Consider the following 19165-nt stretch of genomic DNA (forward strand, 5'->3'; position numbering starts at 1 on the left):
GGCAGCCGTCGCCGTTCGCCCGCGAGAGCCGTTCTCGCGCACGTGGTCCGGGTCGCCCGTCTGGGGAGGACATCAACCGTCCACCCCATTAAGCCGCGGTGTGGTTAATCCCCGCTAAAGGGACAGTTTGCGCGCGCGTTCCCGTGTTGGGACACAGCCTCAGGTGGCCCGATTCGGCGCGTCCCCGGGCGCCTCCGCCGAGGCCTCCATCGGCCCGTGCCGGCGCGCGACCAGCAGGCAGAGCAGGGCCACCGGCACGCCGATGAGCGACGTGCCGACGAAGAACCACGGGAACCCCGTCCACTCGATCACGAAGCCCGAGAACCCGGCGAGCAGGCTGCCGGGCAGGGCGCAGAGCGAGGTCAGCAGGGCGTACTGGCTCGCCGCGTGGGCGGTGGCCGAGAGCCGCGACATGTAGGTGATCAGCACGATCGACGCGAAGGCGTAGGCGAAGCCGTCGATCCCGACGGTGAGCGCGAAGGTCCAGAACGCCGCCCCGCCGTGGCCGCCGTGCCAGGCGAGATAGGCGAGGGCCAGGTGCGAGGCGGAGGCCGTCACGGTGCCGATCAGCAGGCTCGCCATCATGCCGATCCGCGGGATGATGGCGCTGGCGAGGAACGTCCCGCCGAGCGCGATCCAGAAGCCGAACAGCTTCGTCACCGTGGCGATGTCGGTGTTGGAGTAGCCGAGCGTCTTGAACAGCGGGATCGCCATGGCGTTCGAGACGTAGCCGGGCATCCGGAAGCCCGCGACCAGCGCCAGCACCGGCACGGCGAGCGGCCCGAGCCGGGCGAGGAGGTCGCGGATCGGCGCCCAGACGGTCTCGACGAATCCGCCGGTCGGTGGCGCCTCGGGGGCGGGGGGCTCGGGGGCCAGCAGCGCCGCGACCGTGCCGGGGGCCATGAGCGCGGCCATGCACAGGTAGGCGGCGCGCCAGCCGTACGCGTCGGACAGGTAGAGGGCGCCCGCCCCCGCCGCGAGATTGCCGATCCGGTAGCCGATCTCCGACCAGGACGACATCAGCGCCTGCTGCTCGGGCGGCGCGGCGGTGATGCGCCAGCCGTCGATCACCACGTCCTGGGTGGCGCCCGCGACGCCGAGCGCCAGGGAGAACGCCACCGTCCAGGCGAGCCAGTGCGCCGGGTCGCCGAAGGCGACGCCCGCGAGCGCCAGGGCGACGAGGATCTGCGTGGCGACGATCCAGCCGCGGCGCCGCCCGAGCCAGCGGCCGATGAGCGGGGCGTCGTGGCGGTCGAGGAAGGGGGCCCAGAGGAACTTGAGCTTGTAGGCGATGGTGAGCTCGCTCATCAGCCCGATCGTGGCGAGCGGCACCTTCGCCTGGACGAGCCAGGCCGACTGGGTCGCGTAGACGAGCAGGAACGGGATGCCCTGCGCGAAGCCGAGGCCGAGCACCGCGGCGACGCGCCGGTCGGTGAACAGGGGCGTGAGGAAGGCGCCCGGCGCGGCCTTCACCGGCTCGGGCGCGCCGGTGACCTGCGCCGGGTTTGCCATCCACGCGTCTCCTGACCGTCGTCACGAGAGAGCAGAGATGGGCCGGACGCGCAACGATCGCGCGACCGTGCCCACCGTCACGCCGCCTTCTTGCCCCGCTCGGCGATCTTCACGAGGCTGCGCAGCACCTCGGTGGCGGTCTTGAGCCGCGCCGGGACGGTATTCAGCTCGCGCACGAACACGACGCTCATGTCGGGCCGCACCTTCGCGAACGAGGCCTGCTCGGCCACGTAGGCCACGAGCCCCTGCGGGTTGGCGTAGGAGCGGTCGCGGAAATGGACCACCACGCCCTTCGGCCCCGCCTCGACCTTCTCGACGTTCGCCTTGAGGCAGAGGATCTTGATCGTGCCGATCTTGAGGAGCTGCTCCACCTCCGGCGGCAGCGGCCCGAACCGGTCGATCAGCTCGGCGCCGAAGCTCTCCATCTCGGCGTCGTCCTGGATGGTGGCGAGCCGCCGGTAGAGGGCGAGCCGCACCCCGAGATCCTCGACGTAATCCTCCGGGATCGTGACCGGTGCGCCGAGCGCGATGGTCGGCGACCACGCCTCCTCGGGCACGTCCTCGATGCCGGCCTTCAGCGCCGTCACCGCGTCCTCCAGCATCTGCTGGTAGAGCTCGTAGCCGACCTCCTTGATGTGGCCGGACTGCGCGTCGCCGAGCAGGTTGCCGGCGCCGCGGATGTCGAGGTCGTGGGAGGCGAGCTGGAAGCCCGCGCCCAGCGTGTCGAGGCTCTGGAGCACCTTGAGGCGCTGCTCGGCCTGGGCGGTGAGCTGGCGGTTCGCCGGCGTCGTGAACAGCGCGTAGGCGCGCGCCTTCGAGCGCCCGACGCGGCCGCGCAGCTGGTAGAGCTGGGCCAGCCCGAACATGTCGGCCCGGTGGACGATCAGCGTGTTGGCGGTGGGGATGTCGAGGCCCGATTCTACGATCGTGGTCGAGAGCAGCACGTCGAACTTGCCCTCGTAGAAGGCCGTCATCACGTCCTCGAGCTGGCCCGCCGCCATCTGGCCGTGGGCGACCGCGACCTTGATCTCGGGCATCTCGGCGTCGAGGAACTTCTTGACTTCCGCCAGATCCTCGATCCTGGGCACGACGTAGAAGGACTGGCCGCCGCGGTAGCGCTCGCGCAGCAGCGCCTCCCGGATGGTCAGGGGGTCGAACGGCGTCACGAAGGTGCGCACCACCAGCCGGTCGACCGGGGGTGTCGCGATGATCGACAGTTCCCGCACCCCCGTCATGGCGAGCTGGAGCGTGCGCGGGATCGGCGTCGCCGACAGCGTCAGCACGTGGACGTCGGCCTGGAGCGCCTTCAGCCGCTCCTTGTGGGCGACGCCGAAATGCTGCTCCTCGTCCACGATGATCAGGCCGAGATCCTTGAAGGCGATGTTCTTCGCCAAGAGCGCGTGCGTGCCGACCACGATGTCGACCGTCCCGGCGGCGAGCCCCGCCCGGGTCTGCTTCATCTCCGCCGCGGAGGCGAAGCGCGAGAGCTGCGCCACCTGGACCGGCAGGCCCTTGAAGCGCTCGGCGAAGGTCCGGAAGTGCTGGCGGGCGAGCAGGGTGGTCGGGACGATCACCGCCACCTGCTTGCCGGAGATCGCCGCCGCGAAGGCGGCGCGCAGCGCCACCTCGGTCTTGCCGAAGCCGACATCGCCGCAGACCAGCCGGTCCATCGGGCGGCCGGCATTGAGGTCGTCCAGCACCGCGTCGATGGCGTTGGCCTGATCCTCGGTCTCCTCGAACGGGAAGCGGGCGGCGAACTCCCCGTAGAGCCCCTCGGGCGCCTGCAGCGCGGGGGCCTTGCGGACGAAGCGCTGGGCCGCGACCTTGATCAGCTCGCCCGCCATCTCGAGGATGCGGCGCTTCATCTTGGCCTTGCGGGCCTGCCACGCGCCGCCGCCGAGGCGGTCGAGGGCGACCTCGGAATCCTCCGAGCCGTAGCGGGTCAGGAGCTCGATGTTCTCCACCGGCAGGAGCAGCAGGCCGCCGGTATACTGCAGTTCCAGGCAGTCGTGCGGGGCGCCCGCGGCGTGGATCGTCTTGAGGCCGACGAAGCGGCCGATGCCGTGGTCGGCGTGGACCACGAGGTCGCCCGGCTGGAGCGCCTGCACCTCCAGGATCACGTCCTGGGGCCGCTTGGCCTTGCGCTTCTGGCGGACCAGCCGGTCGCCCAGGATGTCGCCCTCGGAGACGACGGCCAGCTCGCCCGCGGTGAAGCCCGCCTCCAGGCCCCAGACCGCCACCGCCGCGTCGGTGCCGCGCTTCAGCGCGTAGACGTCGGTGAGCCGGGTGATCGCCACGGGCTTCCTGAGGCCGTGGTCGGTGAGCACGCCGCAGAGCCGGTCGCGGGAGCCGTCGGACCAGGCTCCCAGGATCACGTGATGACCGGATCCCTGGAGATCGCGGATATGCGCCACCGCGGCGTCGAACACGCTGGCAGTCTCGTCGGCCCGCTCGGGGGCGAAGCTTCGTCCGGCCTTGGCGCCGCAATCGATCACGGCGCGCTCGGGCGATTCGGGCTGCGCGAAGGGCGTCAGCCGCGCCACGGTGGCGGTGGCGATCCGCTCCTTCAGCTCGTTCGGCGTCAGGTAGAGGGCGCGGGGCGGCAGGGGCTTGTAGGGGGCGACGCCGGGCTGCGGCGTCTTCATCGCGCCCTCGCGGGCCTGGTAATAGTCCTGGACGAGGCTGATCCGCTCGGCGGCGGCGTCCTCCACCTGCGGATCGAAGACCAGCGGCACGCCGCCGAGATAGTCGAACAGCGTGTCGAGGTGGTCGTAGAACAGCGGCATCCAGTGCTCGAGGCCGGCGTAGCGCCGCCCCTCGCTCACGGTCTCGTAGAGCCGGTCGTCCCGGGTCGCCGCGCCGAAGCTCTGGATGTAGTTCTGGCGGAAGCGCCGGATCGTCTCGGTGGTGAGCTGGACCTCGCTCATCGGCATCAGGTCGAGGGAGCGGAGCTGACCGGTGGTGCGCTGCGTCTCCGGGTCGAAGGCGCGGATCGATTCCAGCGTGTCGCCGAAGAAGTCGAGGCGGATCGGGGCCGGCAGGCCCGGGGGCGACAGGTCGAGGATGCCGCCGCGGACCGCGTACTCGCCGGTGTCGCGCACCGTCCCGGTGCGCAGGAAGCCGTTGGCCTCGACCCAGGCCACCACGTCGTCCATTGCCACGACGTTGCCGATCGCCGCCGAGAACGCCTCCTTGGCGATGTGGGCGCGGGGCGGGACCCGCTGCACCAGGGCGTTGACGGTGGTGCAGAGGATGCGCGGCCTGTCCTCGGCCGAGCGGGTGCGGGCGAGGCGGGCGAGCGCCGTCATCCGGGCGGCGGCGACGGCGGTGGTCGGCGAGACCCGGTCGTAGGGCTGGCAGTCCCAGGCCGGCAGGCTCATCACGTCCATCTCGGGCGCGACGAAGCCCAAAGCCGCCTGGAACGCGGCCGAGCGCCCGGAATCGCGCGCCACGTGCACCAGCACGGCCGGTGCGTCGACGGTGGGCGCCAGGGCACGGGCGAGGTCGGCGAGCGCCAGCGCGTCGAAGCCCTCCGGGGCGTTCGCCAGGACCGGGCTGTCGCCGCGCTTGAGGGCGTCGATCGCCCGGGCGAGCGCGGAGGATTTCGGCAGCGCGAAGCGCGCGACCGGCGGCTTGGCGGCGGGGGCGGGGGGCTTCGGCTGAGGCTTGGCCATCGGGTCTTTCGCGGGGAGGCCCGCCGGGCGCGTCAGGGGAGGAGGTCGGGTGGCGTTAGCCGATCGGGCCGCCGCGATAAAGCGTCCCGACGGAAGCGTCTGGGCGGCTGAGCCCACCCTATATGGTGGTTCTGGTACGGCGTGGAACGGCTGCCGTCTTCGCGAGCGTCGCGGAGCGATCCAGGGCAGCGCCACGGTTCCGAAGTCGCGCCACCCTGGGTCACCTCGCTCCGCTCGTGATGACGGAGCGGTCTGCAAGAGCCGACAGCTTCGATGGGATGCGATCGAGGCCTCCGGCCGGACCCGTCACGCGTCCGGCCCGACGATCTCCGCCAGCGCCGCCTCGACCCGGCCGCGGAAGAAATCCGCGTTGGGCATGTGCTCGGTCATCGCGGCGGCCCGGACCGTCGCCTGCCGCAGGATCTCGCCGCGCAGCGCCGGGTCGGAGCGCTCCATCATCTCCAGCATGATGCGCACCACGAGTTCGGTGGCGATCGACCGGGCCGGGTGGTCGTAATTGGGCTTCGGTTCGTCCATCTGGGTCTCTCAGGCGGTCCCTGTCACGAGTGGATCGGCGCGTCGTGCCGGTGGAACGCCCGCACGCGCTGCCAGACCGACGTGTCGTAGTTCGAGGGCGTCTCGACCTCGCCGGTCAGCCACTTGAACAGGTCCCGGTCCGGAACCTCGATCAGCGCCTCGAACTGGTCGAGCTCCGCCTCCGACAGGTCGCCGATCTCGGCGTCGGCGAAGCGGCCCATGATCAGGTCCATCTCGCGGATGCCCCGGTGCCAGGCGCGGTAGAGGAGGCGGCGGCGGCGCGGATCGAGGTCGGCGCTCGTGCGGGTGGTGCCGGACATGGATCTCGGACCTCGGCTCGAACATAGGGCAGTCGCTAGATAGGCCGCCCGCGGCGACGGATCCAGAACGGGGTCGCGACCGGGCGAGTTACAACCGGAGCGCGAGACGGCAAAAACAAATTGCCTCCGCCGGGCGGTCCGTTATCTCGGGCTGCAACGCCCCCGCGTGGGGCGGCGAGCGGGAGTCCAACGATGCCGAAGGCGATCCGGGTCTACGAATATGGCGGCCCCGAGGTGATGCGCTTCGAGGACGTGCCCCTGGCCGAGCCGGGCCCCGGGCAGATCCGGGTCAAGCAGGCCGCCATCGGCGTCAACTTCATCGACATCTACTTCCGCACCGGCGCCTACAAGTCCCCGCACATGCCCTACACCCCCGGCAAGGAGGGCGCCGGCACCGTCACGGCGGTGGGCGAGGGCGTCAGCCAGTTCAAGCCCGGCGACCGGGTCGCCTACGGTTCGGTGGCGGACGGCTGCTACGCCGAGGAGCCGGTGATCCCGGCCTCCGCGGCCGTGCCGATCCCGGACGGCGTCGACGAGAAGACCGCCGCCGCCATGATGCTCAAGGGCCTGACCGTCGAGTACCTGCTGCACCGGACCTACGCGGTGAAGCCCGGCGACACGATCCTCTGGCAGGCGGCCGCCGGCGGCGTCGGCCTGATCGCCTGCCAGTGGGCCAAGCACCTCGGCGCCACGGTGATCGGCACCGCCGGCAGCCCCGAGAAGGCGGAGCTCGCCAAGCGGAACGGCTGCGACCACGTCATCCTCTACCGCGAGGAGGACGTGGCCAAGCGCGTGCGCGAGATCACCGGCGGCAAGGGCGTGCCGGTGGTCTACGACGGCGTCGGCCAGGCGACCCTGATGGGCTCGCTGGACAGCCTCGCGCCGCTCGGCCTGCTGGCGAGCTTCGGCTCGGCCTCGGGGGCGATCACCGGGCTCGACCTCGGCCTGCTCGCCCCGCGCGGCTCGCTCTACGTGACGCGCCCGACGCTCGCGACCTTCTCGTCGAACCGCGCCACCCTGGAGGAGGCGGCCGCCCGCCTGTTCAAGGTGGTCGGCGACGGCGCGGTGAAGATCGCCGTCAACGCCACCTACCCGCTGGCCGAGGCGCAGCAGGTCCACCGCGACCTCGCGGGCCGGGAGACCACCGGCTCGATCGTGATGCTGCCCTGAGGCAGGCGACCATGACGCCCGGCAGCGCCGACCTGCTCCTCGTCGTCGACGTGCAGGTCGATTTCCTGCCGGGCGGGGCGCTCCCGGTCCCGGAAGGCGACGCGGTAGTCGGCCCGATCAACGACATCCAGCACCGCTTCCGGCACGTGGTGCTGATGCAGGACTGGCATCCGGCCGATCACGTCTCCTTCGCCGAGACCCATCCGGGGCGGGCCCCGTTCGAGACCGTGGCGCTGCCCTACGGGCCGCAGGTGCTGTGGCCGTGCCACTGCGTCCAGGGCAGCCCGGGCGCCGCCTTCGCGCCGGGTCTCGCCACCGACCGGGCGAGCCTCGTGGTGCGCAAGGGGCTCGATCCCCGGGTCGACAGCTACTCGGCCTTCCTGGAGGCCGACCGGTCGACCCGCACCGGGCTCGCCGGGGCGCTCAGGGAGCGCGGCATCACCCGCGTCGCCGTGTGCGGCCTCGCCACCGATTTCTGCGTCGCCTGGAGCGCGCTCGACGCCAGCGACGCGGGTTTCGAGGTCCTCGTGGTGGAGGATGCGGTGCGCGGGATCGACGTGGACGGGTCGCTCGCGCAGGCCTGGGCGCGCATGGAGGCGGCGGGGGTGCGCCGGATCCGGTCGGCGCAGATCGGCTGAGCGGGCTGACCGGCCCCGGGGGCGGGAGGCGAACCGCCGCACGCCGCGCGGGAGACCGGCCCCGCGCCGATGCGTTGGCCCGGCATCGGCGTCCGTCGGGATGCCAGTCAGGAGCCAGCATGTCAGGCAAGCACCCGAAGACCGACACGCCCACGGACGCCGACCTCAAGGGCAATCCCGGGATCGGCACCTCGAAGGGGATGAGCGGCGCCGACCCGGCGGATCTGCAGGCGGATTCGACCTTCGAGGGCGACGTCGACAACGAGACGAAGCTCGACGGCGGCGTCGACCCCGACCACCGGCCGCGCAAGAACGCGTGACAGCCTGAACGCGTGACGGATGCCCGGGCCGGCGCGGCCCGGGCGCTCCCCGTCAGCGGGCGCGGGCCGGCGGCTTCGGCCGCCGGGGTGCCGGGGCCGGGCCGGTCGCGAGCCCGGCGGACGGGCCGCCCGCCGGGACGTAGAGCTGGGCGGGGCTCGCGGAGTAGCCCCGGAGCTGCGCCGCGCTGGCGGCCCCGAAGGCGGCGGTGCCGTCGGCGCGGGCAGCGCCCGCCGGGACGGTCAGCAGGAGCGCGGCGGACAAAACCAGAGACGGGGCCGGGGAGGCGGGCTTCGACATGGAGCGGACCCTTCGGTTCGTGCGGGCCCCGGGCAATCCCGGTCCGCGCCGGACGGATCCCATGTGGGGCGGCCGCGCGGGCCCGGCGTGCGGGACCGCACCGCGATCCCGCGTCGCATCATCGCGGGATCGGCGCGGGCCCCGCGGCGGGAGCCCGTCACAGGGCCAGCCCGAGCTGGAGCGGCGCCTCGGGCGCGTCCTGCGCGAAGCCCGACAGCGACACCCCGATCAGCCGCGCGCTGCGCCGTAGGGGGAACAGGCCGGCCAGCAGGTCGAGGCCGATCCGCTCCAGCCCTGCCCGGTCGGCGACGGGGACGGGCAGCGACCGCGCCCGGGTGACCTGGGCGAAATCCGAGAACTTGAGCTTCAGGGTCACGGTCCGGGCGCGCATGCCCTTGGCGTCGGCCGCGGCCCAGACCTTGTCGAACAGCGGCGCCAGCCGGGCGGCCAGGACCTCGAAGGCGGCGGTGTCGTCCGAGAAGGTGGTCTCCGCGCCGATCGACTTGCGCACCCGGTGGGCGCGGACCGGCCGCCCGTCGATCCCGCGGGCGACCGCGTGGTAGTAGGCGCCCGCGGAGCCGAAGGTCTCGCGCAGGCGCTCCGGCGTCCAGGCGCGCAGGTCCGCCCCGGTCTCGATCCCGAGCCGCTTCATCTTCGCCTCGGTGACCGGGCCGACGCCGTGGAACCGGCCGATCGGCAGCGCGGCCACGAAGTCCGGCCCCATGGCGGGGGTGATGACGAACAGGGCGTTCGGCTTCCTGTGGTCGGACGCCACCTTGGCGAGGAACTTGTTGTACGAGACCCCGGCCGAGGCCACGAGCCCGGTGCGCTCCAGGATCTCGGCCCGGATCGCCTTCGCCACGGCCGTCGCGGTCGGGAGGCCCAGGAGATTCTCGGTGACGTCGAGATAGGCCTCGTCGAGGGCCACCGGCTCGATGACGGCCGTGTGCCGGGCGAAGACCGCGCGGATCTCCTCCGAGACCGCCCGGTAGACCTCGAAGCGCGGCTTCACGAACAGCAGGTCCGGGCACAGCCGCCGCGCGGTGGCCGACGGCATGGCCGAGCGGACGCCGAACCGGCGCGCCTCGTAGCTCGCCGCCGCCACCACGCCGCGCTCCCGCGAGCCGCCCACCGCCAGGGGTTTGCCGCGCAGGGACGGGTCGTCGCGCTGCTCCACGGAGGCGTAGAACGCGTCCATGTCGATGTGGATGATTTTTCGGAGCGCGACCTCCGGATCCATCGCCGCCTCGGAGATCCGCCGCTGGTTCCCACTCTGTTCTAAAGATCGCGGCGGCCCTGCGGGGTCAAGCTGCGCCGGGCGGGGCGTCAACAGGGATATCCCACCCACGCCCCCATCCCGAGGTGCGAGCGGAGCGAGCCTCGAAGGAGGGCTCCGGGGATCGCGCGGTCGGCTGGAGCCCTCCTCCGAGGCCTCCGCGGCGCTCGGCGCCTCAGGATGAGGGCACGGTTCGGATCGTCGCCACGGCGCGCCGCCTCAGGCGACGCTGCCGTAGAGGTCGTAGGCCTCGGCCCGGTCGATCTTCACGGTGACGATGTCGCCGACCCGCACCGGGCGCCGGAAGGCGGCGTGGACGGTGCCGTCGATCTCCGGCGCGTCGGCCTTGGACCGGCCCCGCGCGACCCCGCCCTCGACGGAATCGACGATGACCGGCAGCCGCTTGCCGACCTTGGCCCGCTGCAGCCGCAGCGCGATCCCGTTCTGCGTCTCCATGAACCGGCGCTTGCGCTCGGCCTTCACCGCCGGCGGCACGGGGTCGCCCAGCGCGTTGGCGGTGGCGCCCGCCACCGGCTCGTACTCGAAGCAGCCGACCCGATCGAGCTTGGCCTCCTGCAGCCAGGCCAGCAGTTCCTCGAACTCGGCCTCGGTCTCGCCGGGGAAGCCGACGATGAAGGTCGAGCGGATCGCGAGGTCCGGGCAGGTCTGCCGCCAGCTGCGGATCCGGTCGAGCTGGCGCTCCTGGTTGCCGGGGCGGCGCATGCGCTTGAGCACGGAGGGGCTCGCGTGCTGGAGCGGCATGTCGAGGTAGGGGAGCACCTTGCCCTCGGCCATCAGGGGGATGACCTCGTCCACGTGCGGGTAGGGGTAGACGTAGTGCAGCCGCACCCAGGCCCCGAGCTCGCCGAGCTCCCGGGTCAGGTCGTAGAACTTCGCGCGGACCTGCCGGTCGCGCCACGGGCTCTCACTGTAGCGGATATCGACGCCGTAGGCGCTGGTGTCCTGGCTGACGACCAGCAGCTCCTTCACGCCGGCCTTCACCAGTTTCTCCGCTTCCCGCAGCACGTCGGCGGCCGGGCGGCTGACGAGGTTCCCGCGCAGGGACGGGATGATGCAGAAGCTGCAGCGATTGCTGCACCCCTCCGAGATCTTCAGGTAGGCGTAGTGGCGCGGGGTGAGCTTGATCCCCTGCGGCGGCACGAGGTCGAGGAACGGGTCGTGGGCCGGCGGCACCGCCTCGTGGACGGCCGCCACCACCGACTCGTAGGCCTGGGGCCCGGTCACCGCCAGGAGGTCGGGGTACTTCTCGCGGATCTCCTCCGGCTGCGCGCCCATGCAGCCGGTGACGATCACCCGGCCGTTCTCCGCCATGGCCTCGCCGATCGCCGAGAGCGACTCCGCCTTGGCCGAGTCGAGGAAGCCGCAGGTGTTGACGATCACCACGTCGGCGCCGTCGTGCCGGCGGGCCAGCTCGTAGCCCTCGGCGCGAAGATGGGTGAGGATCCGCTCGGAATCGACCAGCGCCTTGGGGCAGCCCAGCGAGACGAACGAGATTTTCGGGGCGGCGCCGGGAGCGGGGCCGCGGGGGGCGGGCGTGGCGGTCATGGCATTCGGGTCGGACAGTCCGGCGGGGCGATCGGCCGCCCGGCGCGCGGGACCAGGAATTCGGGGTCGCGCTCCTATACAGGCTCCGGCGCCTCCGCGCGAGGCCGGCCGCCGCAGGGGTGACCAGCCCCGCGCGCGAGCCTGGGCCCGGACGCGGATCCTGTCATGACAGCAAAGCTTTGCGGCGGACTTCTCAGACCCCACATCAGGACGGGACAGCGCGGCCCTGCGCCCCGGACACGGCCCGCCCGCGCGAGGCGGCGGGGCCTGCGTGGAACTGCCGCTTCCCCCGCGGCATCGCCTGTGCGACGGCAGCGGACGACGCACAGCCCGAGGATAACGGCCCCGAACCCGGTCATGTGGACCCGAGAGATCCCCTTCATCGATCCCGTCGCGGCGGCGGCCCGGCTGCGCGCCCTGCCCGGGCTCGCCTTCCTCGACAGCGCCATGCGGCACGACCCGCTGGGGCGGCACTCGATCGTGGCCGCCGACCCGTTCGCGCGGTTCCGCTACCGCGACGGGCGCGCGACCCTCGACGGGCGACCGGTGGCGGGCGGCCCGATGGCGGCGCTCCGGGCCTGCCTCGAACCCTACCGGCTCGAGCCCGGGCCGGAACCGTTCCCCGGCGGGGCGATCGGGTACCTGGCCTACGACCTCGGCGCGGCGCTGGAGCGGGTGGCGGCGCCGGCCCGGCGGGCGGGGCTCACCGACGACATCGCGCTGAACCTCTACGACACGGCCCTGGTCGTCGACCACGCCGCCGGCACGGCCCGGCTGGTCGCCACGGGTTTCCCGGAGACCGCGCCGGACGCGCGGCGGGCCCGCGCGGAGGCGCGGCTCGCCGGCTTCGCCGACCTGCTCGGCGGCGCGGAGCCGCCGGTCCCGGCCGCAGCCCGGCCGGCCCAACCGCTCGCGTGGCGCTCGAACTTCGACCGCCAAAGCTATGAAGAGGCTGTCGAAAAAGTCCGCGCATACATCCGCGCCGGCGACATCTACCAGGCCAATATCGCCCAGCGCTTCGTCGCCGACCTGCCGGCCGGCTTCGACCCGTTCGCCCTCTACCGGCGGCTGCGCGAGACCAATCCGGCGACCTTCGGGGCCTACCTGGAACAGGAGGGCCTGACCGTGGCCTCGTCCTCGCCGGAGCGGTTCATCCGCCTCGACGGCCGGCACGTGGAGACGCGCCCGATCAAGGGCACCGCCCGCCGCCTCGACGACCCGGTGGCCGACCGGGCGGCGGCCGAGGCGCTGCAGGCCAGCGTCAAGGAGCGGGCCGAGAACGTCATGATCGTCGACCTGCTGCGCAACGACCTGTCGCGGGTCTGCGCGCCGGGCAGCGTCGCCGTGCCGACCCTGTGCGGGCTGGAGACCTACGCCAACGTCCACCATCTGGTGTCGGTGGTGACCGGAGACCTCCGCGACGGGCTCGACGCCCTCGACCTCCTGGAAGGGACCTTCCCGGGCGGCTCGATCACGGGCGCCCCGAAGATCCGCGCCATGGACATCATCACCGAGATCGAGGGCGACGCGCGGGAACTCTACTGCGGCGCCATCGGCCGGATCGGCTTCGACGGGGCGCTCGACACGTCGATCGCGATCCGCACCGTGTTCATGGACGCGCACCAGGCGGTCCTGCAGGCCGGGGGCGGGGTGACCCTGCTGTCGGAGCCGGGCCCGGAATACGACGAGACCCTGGCCAAGGCCGCCCGCGTCTTCGAGGCCTTCGCATGATCCTCGTCCTCGACAATTACGACTCGTTCGTCTTCAACGTCGTCCGCTACCTGGAGGAGCTCGGCGAGACGGTCCGGGTCGTGCGCAACGACGCGCTGGACGTCCCCGGCATCCGGGCGCTCGAACCGGAGGCCCTGGTGGTCTCGCCCGGGCCCTGCACCCCCGCGGAGGCCGGGATCTCCCTGCCGGCGATCCGGGAGCTGTCGGGCGCGGTGCCGATCCTCGGCGTCTGCCTCGGCCACCAGGCGATCGGCGCGGCCTTCGGCGGCACGGTCGCGCGGGCGCAGCGGCCCCTGCACGGGCAGATGACGCCGATCGACCACGCGGGCCAGCGCCTGTTCGCCGGGCTGCCGGCGCCGATGCCGGTGGGACGCTACCACTCGCTGGTGGTCACCCCCGGCCCCGACATGGCGCGGCACCTCTCGGTCGACGCCGTCTCGCAGGAGGGGGAGGTGATGGCGCTGTCGCACCGGACCCACCCGACCTACGGCATCCAGTTCCACCCGGAATCGGTCCTGACCGAGGGTGGCCACGCCCTGTTCGCCAATTTCCTGGGACTGGCCCGCGCGTGGCGGCAGAGACCGGAGGGGCGCCGCGATGCTGTGGCGTGACGGGGCGCTTCTCCCCGGGACGACCGCGCCGCTGGACCACACCGACCGCGGCCTGACGCTCGGCGACGGCCTGTTCGACACCGCGCTGGCGCTCGGCGGCCGCGTGGCCTTCGAGGACGCCCACATCGCCCGGCTCGTGGCCTCCGCCGACACGCTCGGGATCCCGGCCGACGCCGAGCGCATCCGTGGGGCCATGCGGGCGCTGGCCGGGCAGGGGGAGCGGCTCGCGATCCGCACCACCCTCACCCGCGGCTCCGGCCCGCGGGGACTGAAGCCGCCGGACGCCCCGAACCCGACGCTCTTCGCCACCGCGGCCGTGAGCACCAGGGCCGCGTCCTTCGCGCCCCTGCGCCTCTGGCCGACCGCCATCGCCCGCAACGACACCTCCCCCGCCAGCCGCCTGAAGACGCTGGGCTATGGCGACGCGGTGCTGGCCGCCCGGGAGGCCGCCGCCGCGGGCTGCGACGAGGCGCTGTTCCGCAACACGCGGGGGCGCGTCGCCTGCGCGGGCACCGGCAACCTGTTCGCCCTGCTCGGCACCACCCTGGTCACGCCGCCGCTCGGAGACGGCGTGCTCGCCGGCATCGTGCGGGCGGAGGTGCTGGGCCTCGCCGCCGGATGCGGGCTGCGGGCCGAGGAACGGTCGCTCGGCCTGCCCGATCTCCTCGGCGCAGAGGCCGTGTTCCTGACCAATTCCCTGCGGCTCCTGGCCCCCGTGACGGCCATCGGCGACACCGCCCTGGCCAGTGACGGCCACCCGGCGGTGGGCCGCCTCAAGGCGGCCTTGCGCGCCCGCGTCGCCCAATCCTGCGGCGTCACGGAGGACGCTGTCGCGTGACCGAGCAGGCGATCGAGACCGGGCGGCGCCGGCTGCGCTACGGGCTCGCGGCGCTCTACCTGTTCATCGGCGCGGTCCACCTCGTGGCGACCGACGCGATGCTGCCGCTGATGCCCGGCTGGGTGCCGCAGCCGCGACTCGTCATCCTGGCGACCGGCCTGTGCGAGATCGCCGGGGCGATCGGCCTCCTGACGGGCCGGTTCCGCCGGGCGGCCGCGATCGGCCTCGCCCTCTACGCGGTCTGCGTCTACCCGGCGAACCTCAAGCACGCCTTCGACCACGTCCACGTCGACGGCATCCCGGATTCCTGGTGGTATCACGGGCCGCGCCTCGCCTTTCAGCCGGTCTTCGTCTGGGCGGCGCTCTGGGCCGGCGGCCTGATCGACTGGCCGTTCGGCGGGGGCCGCGGATCCGGACAGGGCGCGGCCGGGACCTCCCGCGATCCGGCGCGGCCGCCGGCGGCTCCGGGACCGGACGCGCCGGCAACCATCCGGGAACCTTGATCACAGGATCCCGGGATCCCGGGATCATGGGAGGCTTTGATCTCAGGATCCTGGCCGCTCGACCGGCCGGCAGCCGCCGCGCGGGCCGGAAGACCGGTCCGCCCGGCCCCGACACGGGCGGACGACATGCCGAAGCGCCGCGACCCGGGCCGATCGACCCCGCCCCCGCCGGAGACCGTTCCGGACCGCGACGCCGTAGAGCGCGCCCTGGAAACGGTCCTCGACCGCCTGCGCCCGAAGCCGGGGGGCGCGCCGCGGGCCGGGCGGAAGCCGCGCCCGGACGGGGCGGGCCGCTGAGCCCCGAAAGGTTCCTCCACAGGGCGAAGATATCGTCCGGATACGGCCGGCCGGACCGGCGTTGCCCGGAGGACGCCGCCGAACACGGCGCGCGGCCCCCAGCGGAGACAGACCGAATGGCCAAGCAGAAGACGCTGCAGGACGCTTTCTACGAGACCCTGAAGGACGTCTACTACGCCGAGAAGCAGTCGGTGAAGGCGCTCAAGAAATCCGCCAAGGCGGCGGAGCACGACGAGCTGCGCCAGGCCTTCGAGACCCACGCCGAGGAGAGCGCCCAGCAGGTGGAGCGCCTGACGCAGGTCTTCGAGATCATCGGCAAGCCGGCCCGGGCCAAGACCTGCGAGGCGATGCAGGGCATCGTCTCGGAGATGGAGGAGGATCTCGACGATTTCGCCGACAGCCCGGCCGCCGACGCGGTGCTGGCCGCCTGCGCCCAGGCGGTGGAGCACTACGAGATCGCCCGCTACGGCACCCTGAAGACCTGGGCGGCCCAGCTCGGCTACGCGGACGCCGCCGAGCTCCTGGACGAGACCCTGCAGGAGGAGAAGCGGACCGACGCGCTGCTCTCGAAGATCGCCGCGTCGATCAACGCCGCGGGCGAGCCCGGCGGGGCGGAGCCGGATGCCGAGCCGTCGAGGGGCAGGGGGAAGAAGGCCGCCTGACCGCGCCCCGGCCGCGCGGGCGGGCCGGCGCCCCCGGGCGCCGGTTCGCCGCTGCCCGGGCCGGCGTCAGTTCGCCTTCTCGATGGCGCTCAGCGGCGTCCAGTAGCAGCGATCCTGCGTGTCCTTCAGGGCGAGGCAGCCGTAGCTCATCGTCCGGGACTCGAGCCGGACCTCCTCGCCGGGCTTGAACGAGCGGCACTCGCCGCTGGCGAGGCTGCCCTGCAGCAGCTGGCCGAACCCGGACTCGTCGCCCGCCATGACCAGCTTGAACAGGCGGTCCGTGACCTCCTGGCTGTGGCAGCCGAACCGCTCCTGGAGGACCGTCTCGGCCGCGGCGGGCCGGGGCAGGGCGGCGGTGACGGCGAGGGCGGCGAGGACGGGCAGGGCGAAGCGCATGCGCGGAACATATCCGCGCGCCGCGACGTGTCGAGCCCTCGGCGCGCGGGGGAACCGCGGAGGATCGCCGCGGCGATGTCCGGCCCCGGCCTCCGCCACCGTCAGCACGGCGGCGCTTGGCTGAAGACGGACGTGCCCGGCACGGGCGGCCGCCCGGCCCACGCGCCGTCGCGATAGCGCCGCTTCGCCGCGTACATCTGGGAATCCGCGCGGGACACGGCGGCCTTCAGGCCCCCGTCGCCGCGCCAGGTGGCCGAGCCGAGGGCGGCGCTGATGACGGCCGCGCCGGGCCGGTTCTCGCCGTCGATCCCGTCGAGGATCCGCCGGGCCAGCGCGGCGGCGTCCGCGGCGTCGAGGCCCGGCAGCAGGATCACGAACTCGTCGCCGCCGATCCGGGCCGGGCGGGCCGCGACGGGGCTGTGGCGCTCCAGGATGGCCCCGAACCGGCGGATCACGTCGTCGCCGGCATCGTGGCCCCGGTCGTCGTTGGTCGCCTTGAGGTCGTTCAGGTCCGCGACGATCACGGAGGTCGGCACGGTCCGGCCCGCCTCCAGCCGGTCGAGCGCGGCCGCGTAGCCCAGGCGGTTGAGCAGGCCGGTCAGCGGATCGGTCAGGCTCAGGACCGCGAGGCGCGCCTCGGAGCGCTTGTTGTCGCCGATATCCGTGAGGGCGATCTGGACGAGGCGCCGCCCGCCGCCGGCCTCCGGGACCGGCGAGCGCTGCATCTTGAGGTGCAGGTCGCGCCCGTCGCGGCTGCGCGCCGCGATGTCCCGGCTGCGCGGCGCCGCGCCGTCCCAGAGCTCGGCCAGCTCCTCCCGGAAGAGCTGCAGCGGCGCCTCGTCGAGGCCGCTGCCGAGACCGCTGCCGAGACCGCCGCCGAGACCGCCGCCGAGACCGCCATCCAGGTGACGCGCGAGGGCGTCGCAGGTGTCGACGCCGAACAGCGCCAGGGCGGGGCGGTTCGCGTCGACGATCCGGCGGGAGGCCTCGGCCTCGGCGAGCCAGCCCGGATGGGCCGCCAGGTGGCCGGCGAGATCCGTGATCCCGTCGGCCCGCAGCGCCGCCAGCCGGGCGGCGACCCCCGTCTCGTCGCGGATCAGGGTCGGGACCGGCGCGTGCTGGAACAGGGTTCCGGTGCGCCGGTCCGCGTCGCGCTCCCGCCGCAGCGCCTCGCGCCGCGTGATGTCCTCGACCGAGATCAGGTAGCGGGTCCAGCCGGCCTCGTGCCCCGGCAGCATCTGCCCCGCGTAGCTGACGTCGATGACGCGCCCCGAGACGGTGCGGTTCCGCGTGACGAGGCGGACCTGGGTCGCCCCGGCCCAGAGCTGGCACAGCACCTCGATCAGCGCCTCCGCGCGCGGATCGTCGAAGATCGCCGGGATGTGGGCGAACAGCTCGGCCTCGTCCCGCGCGTCGTAAATCGCGAGCGTGCTGCGGTTGACCCGCACGATCCGGATCAGGCTCTGGCAGGTCCGCAGGTGCCCGGGATCGCGCAGCCAGGCGCGGAGGTCGACCATGCCGGCCTCCCGCCACGCGTCGAGACGGGCCTTCAGCGCGCCGAGGTCCTGCAACCAGAGGGAAACGGGCGCGAGCTCGAACAGCTGCGCCTCGAGCATCTCGGTCTGTCCCGGGGTCTGCGGCATGGAACGGCGAAGCTTGGGCGGTCGTCTCGACGGATAGGGTCGCGCCGTCCTAGCCCCTTTACCTTGACGAATGGTGCTCGTCCCGACGCTCGACCGGACGCGTGCGGCGGCCGGCCTGCCGGCCTCGAGCCCTCGCCACGGCGCGCGATCCCGACCCGCGGGCCTCCGGAGCGCCCGCGCGCGGTCGGGACGGGGCCTCGATCCGCTACGGCCCGCCCGCCGCCTCGTCGCGCTTGGCGGCCTGCCACGCCGCCTCCATGGCGGCGAGGTCGGAGCGGCCGAGGGCGCCTCCGGCGGCCGCGAGATGCCGCGCCATGGCGGCGAAGCGGCGCTCGAACTTGGCGGTGCCGTCGCGCAGGGCGGTCTCCGGGTCGATCCCGGCGTGCCGCGCGAGGTTCGCCACCGAGAACAGCAGGTCGCCGATCTCCTCCGACACGGCCTCCGGGTCGCCCGCCGCCAGGGCCTCGGCGACCTCGTCGGTCTCCTCGCGGACCTTGGCGACGACCTGGGCGGCGTCGTCCCAGTCGAAGCCGTGGGCGGCCGCCCGCCGGGAGATCTTCTCCGCCCGGGCGAGGGCCGGCAGCGCCCGCGCGACGCCGCCGAGCGGGTCCGGCACCGGATCCGGGCTATCGGCCCCCCGCTCCGCCTGCCGGGCCGCCCGTTCCTGCGCCTTGATCGCCGCCCACTGCGCCTCGACCGCCGCGGGGTCGCGCCGGGGCGAGCCGGCGGGCAGGGGCGCGCCGTCCGGGGTGAAGACGTGGGGGTGGCGCCGGACCAGCTTGTCGCCGATGGCGCGGGCCACGTCGTCGAACGCGAAGGCGCCCTGCTCCTCGGCCATGCGGGCGTGGAACACCACTTGGAGGAGCAGGTCGCCGAGCTCGTCGCGCAGGTCGCGGAGATCGCCCCGCGCCACCGCGTCGGCGACCTCGTAGGCCTCCTCGATCGTGTAGGGCACGATGGTGGCGAAGCTCTGCGCCACGTCCCAGGGGCAGCCGGCGACGGGATCGCGCAGGCTCGCCATCAGCCGCAGGAGCCGGCCCAGGGGCGCCTCCGCGGGGGGATCGTCGTCCCGCACCCCGTTCGCCCCGGACCGGCCCGCGTCGCGTGTCTCGCTCATGGCGACGGCGTTAGAGCATGGCGCGGCGCAGGGAAATCCGTCCCGGGGGCCGCCGG

The 19165-nt window shown here is 73.4% G+C and carries 18 protein-coding genes; 8 read left to right on the forward strand and 10 right to left on the reverse strand.

Annotation, left to right across the window (positions count from 1 at the left end; translation table 11 throughout):
* Positions 1-159 precede the first annotated feature (159 nt).
* The 4 genes from ACTJK8_RS04050 to ACTJK8_RS04065 all read right to left on the reverse strand — a co-directional run bounded on the left by ACTJK8_RS04050 (position 160) and on the right by ACTJK8_RS04065 (position 6043).
* Complete coding sequence (locus ACTJK8_RS04050; protein WP_024830429.1) at positions 160-1512, reverse strand: AmpG family muropeptide MFS transporter; 1353 nt, start codon at positions 1510-1512, stop codon at positions 160-162.
* A 77-nt stretch (positions 1513-1589) separates the two neighbouring features.
* Positions 1590-5186 carry a transcription-repair coupling factor gene (gene mfd, locus ACTJK8_RS04055; RefSeq protein WP_024830430.1) on the reverse strand — a complete coding sequence of 1199 codons (3597 nt, stop codon included), beginning with the start codon at positions 5184-5186 and terminating at the stop codon, positions 1590-1592.
* Between the two features lie 306 nt (positions 5187-5492).
* Positions 5493-5723, reverse strand: coding sequence for a hypothetical protein (locus tag ACTJK8_RS04060; RefSeq protein WP_012318629.1), 231 nt, complete (start codon positions 5721-5723; stop codon positions 5493-5495).
* 23 nt (positions 5724-5746) lie between these two features.
* A complete protein-coding gene (locus ACTJK8_RS04065; RefSeq protein ID WP_012318628.1) occupies positions 5747-6043 on the reverse strand; it encodes an FAD assembly factor SdhE in 297 nt (98 codons plus the stop codon).
* A gap of 192 nt (positions 6044-6235) precedes the next feature.
* On the opposite strand from ACTJK8_RS04065, the gene ACTJK8_RS04070 reads away from it, so the two are divergent.
* The 3 genes from ACTJK8_RS04070 (at position 6236) to ACTJK8_RS04080 (ending at position 8171) form a co-directional block, all read left to right on the forward strand.
* A complete protein-coding gene (locus tag ACTJK8_RS04070; protein ID WP_043073552.1) occupies positions 6236-7213 on the forward strand; it encodes a quinone oxidoreductase family protein in 978 nt (325 codons plus the stop codon).
* 11 nt (positions 7214-7224) lie between these two features.
* Positions 7225-7851 carry a bifunctional nicotinamidase/pyrazinamidase gene (gene pncA / locus ACTJK8_RS04075; RefSeq protein WP_440761561.1) on the forward strand — a complete coding sequence of 209 codons (627 nt, stop codon included), beginning with the start codon at positions 7225-7227 and terminating at the stop codon, positions 7849-7851.
* Between the two features lie 119 nt (positions 7852-7970).
* Positions 7971-8171, forward strand: a complete 201-nt coding sequence (locus tag ACTJK8_RS04080) for a hypothetical protein (RefSeq protein ID WP_012318625.1) — start codon at positions 7971-7973, stop codon at positions 8169-8171.
* Positions 8172-8223: 52 nt separating this feature from the next.
* Here ACTJK8_RS04080 and ACTJK8_RS04085 read toward each other — a convergent pair whose 3' ends face one another.
* The 3 genes from ACTJK8_RS04085 to rimO form a co-directional block, all read right to left on the reverse strand.
* Entirely contained in the window at positions 8224-8469 is a 246-nt protein-coding gene (locus tag ACTJK8_RS04085; protein WP_024830432.1) for a hypothetical protein, read from the reverse strand.
* Positions 8470-8626: 157 nt separating this feature from the next.
* Positions 8627-9709 carry a DNA polymerase IV gene (dinB, locus tag ACTJK8_RS04090; RefSeq protein ID WP_116655512.1) on the reverse strand — a complete coding sequence of 361 codons (1083 nt, stop codon included), beginning with the start codon at positions 9707-9709 and terminating at the stop codon, positions 8627-8629.
* A 255-nt stretch (positions 9710-9964) separates the two neighbouring features.
* Positions 9965-11311: a 30S ribosomal protein S12 methylthiotransferase RimO gene (gene rimO, locus ACTJK8_RS04095; protein ID WP_012318622.1), complete on the reverse strand. Its 1347-nt coding sequence runs from the start codon at positions 11309-11311 to the stop codon at positions 9965-9967.
* Positions 11312-11668: 357 nt separating this feature from the next.
* Here rimO and pabB point away from each other — a divergent pair, with 357 nt between their 5' ends.
* From pabB to ACTJK8_RS04120, 5 genes are all read left to right on the forward strand, one after another.
* Positions 11669-13042, forward strand: a complete 1374-nt coding sequence (pabB, locus tag ACTJK8_RS04100) for an aminodeoxychorismate synthase component I (RefSeq protein WP_012318621.1) — start codon at positions 11669-11671, stop codon at positions 13040-13042.
* Complete coding sequence (locus tag ACTJK8_RS04105) at positions 13039-13653, forward strand: anthranilate synthase component II (RefSeq protein ID WP_012318620.1); 615 nt, start codon at positions 13039-13041, stop codon at positions 13651-13653. The genes pabB and ACTJK8_RS04105 overlap by 4 nt, the downstream gene beginning before the upstream one ends.
* The gene (locus ACTJK8_RS04110) at positions 13640-14491 is read left to right on the forward strand and encodes an aminotransferase class IV (protein ID WP_024830434.1); all 852 of its coding nucleotides are present in this window, start codon (positions 13640-13642) and stop codon (positions 14489-14491) included. The genes ACTJK8_RS04105 and ACTJK8_RS04110 overlap by 14 nt, the downstream gene beginning before the upstream one ends.
* A gap of 32 nt (positions 14492-14523) precedes the next feature.
* Entirely contained in the window at positions 14524-14994 is a 471-nt protein-coding gene (locus tag ACTJK8_RS04115) for a DoxX family protein (RefSeq protein ID WP_440761574.1), read from the forward strand.
* A 413-nt stretch (positions 14995-15407) separates the two neighbouring features.
* The gene (locus ACTJK8_RS04120) at positions 15408-15953 is read left to right on the forward strand and encodes a YciE/YciF ferroxidase family protein (RefSeq protein ID WP_012318616.1); all 546 of its coding nucleotides are present in this window, start codon (positions 15408-15410) and stop codon (positions 15951-15953) included.
* 66 nt (positions 15954-16019) lie between these two features.
* On the opposite strand, the gene ACTJK8_RS04125 is transcribed toward ACTJK8_RS04120, so the two are convergent.
* The 3 genes from ACTJK8_RS04125 to mazG form a co-directional block, all read right to left on the reverse strand.
* Positions 16020-16349: a hypothetical protein gene (locus ACTJK8_RS04125; protein ID WP_012318615.1), complete on the reverse strand. Its 330-nt coding sequence runs from the start codon at positions 16347-16349 to the stop codon at positions 16020-16022.
* Between the two features lie 101 nt (positions 16350-16450).
* Positions 16451-17965: a diguanylate cyclase gene (locus tag ACTJK8_RS04130; protein ID WP_440761562.1), complete on the reverse strand. Its 1515-nt coding sequence runs from the start codon at positions 17963-17965 to the stop codon at positions 16451-16453.
* Positions 17966-18197: 232 nt separating this feature from the next.
* Positions 18198-19109, reverse strand: a complete 912-nt coding sequence (gene mazG / locus ACTJK8_RS04135; RefSeq protein ID WP_024830438.1) for a nucleoside triphosphate pyrophosphohydrolase — start codon at positions 19107-19109, stop codon at positions 18198-18200.
* Positions 19110-19165: the final 56 nt, after the last annotated feature.

This window comes from Methylobacterium sp. 22177 (assembly GCF_052045615.1).
GTDB classification, from domain to species: domain Bacteria; phylum Pseudomonadota; class Alphaproteobacteria; order Rhizobiales; family Beijerinckiaceae; genus Methylobacterium; species Methylobacterium radiotolerans.

What these genes read in the sequence shown, in the direction of transcription:
- ACTJK8_RS04050 (WP_024830429.1), bottom strand. Translation starts at nt 1,512, where the DNA reads ATGGCAAACCCGGCGCAGGTCACCGGCGCGCCCGAGCCGGTGAAGGCC.
- mfd (WP_024830430.1), bottom strand. Translation starts at nt 5,186, where the DNA reads ATGGCCAAGCCTCAGCCGAAGCCCCCCGCCCCCGCCGCCAAGCCGCCG.
- ACTJK8_RS04060 (WP_012318629.1), bottom strand. Translation starts at nt 5,723, where the DNA reads ATGGACGAACCGAAGCCCAATTACGACCACCCGGCCCGGTCGATCGCC.
- ACTJK8_RS04065 (WP_012318628.1), bottom strand. Translation starts at nt 6,043, where the DNA reads ATGTCCGGCACCACCCGCACGAGCGCCGACCTCGATCCGCGCCGCCGC.
- ACTJK8_RS04070 (WP_043073552.1), top strand. Translation starts at nt 6,236, where the DNA reads ATGCCGAAGGCGATCCGGGTCTACGAATATGGCGGCCCCGAGGTGATG.
- pncA (WP_440761561.1), top strand. Translation starts at nt 7,225, where the DNA reads ATGACGCCCGGCAGCGCCGACCTGCTCCTCGTCGTCGACGTGCAGGTC.
- ACTJK8_RS04080 (WP_012318625.1), top strand. Translation starts at nt 7,971, where the DNA reads ATGTCAGGCAAGCACCCGAAGACCGACACGCCCACGGACGCCGACCTC.
- ACTJK8_RS04085 (WP_024830432.1), bottom strand. Translation starts at nt 8,469, where the DNA reads ATGTCGAAGCCCGCCTCCCCGGCCCCGTCTCTGGTTTTGTCCGCCGCG.
- dinB (WP_116655512.1), bottom strand. Translation starts at nt 9,709, where the DNA reads ATGGATCCGGAGGTCGCGCTCCGAAAAATCATCCACATCGACATGGAC.
- rimO (WP_012318622.1), bottom strand. Translation starts at nt 11,311, where the DNA reads ATGACCGCCACGCCCGCCCCCCGCGGCCCCGCTCCCGGCGCCGCCCCG.
- pabB (WP_012318621.1), top strand. Translation starts at nt 11,669, where the DNA reads ATGTGGACCCGAGAGATCCCCTTCATCGATCCCGTCGCGGCGGCGGCC.
- ACTJK8_RS04105 (WP_012318620.1), top strand. Translation starts at nt 13,039, where the DNA reads ATGATCCTCGTCCTCGACAATTACGACTCGTTCGTCTTCAACGTCGTC.
- ACTJK8_RS04110 (WP_024830434.1), top strand. Translation starts at nt 13,640, where the DNA reads ATGCTGTGGCGTGACGGGGCGCTTCTCCCCGGGACGACCGCGCCGCTG.
- ACTJK8_RS04120 (WP_012318616.1), top strand. Translation starts at nt 15,408, where the DNA reads ATGGCCAAGCAGAAGACGCTGCAGGACGCTTTCTACGAGACCCTGAAG.
- ACTJK8_RS04125 (WP_012318615.1), bottom strand. Translation starts at nt 16,349, where the DNA reads ATGCGCTTCGCCCTGCCCGTCCTCGCCGCCCTCGCCGTCACCGCCGCC.
- ACTJK8_RS04130 (WP_440761562.1), bottom strand. Translation starts at nt 17,965, where the DNA reads ATGCTCGAGGCGCAGCTGTTCGAGCTCGCGCCCGTTTCCCTCTGGTTG.
- mazG (WP_024830438.1), bottom strand. Translation starts at nt 19,109, where the DNA reads ATGAGCGAGACACGCGACGCGGGCCGGTCCGGGGCGAACGGGGTGCGG.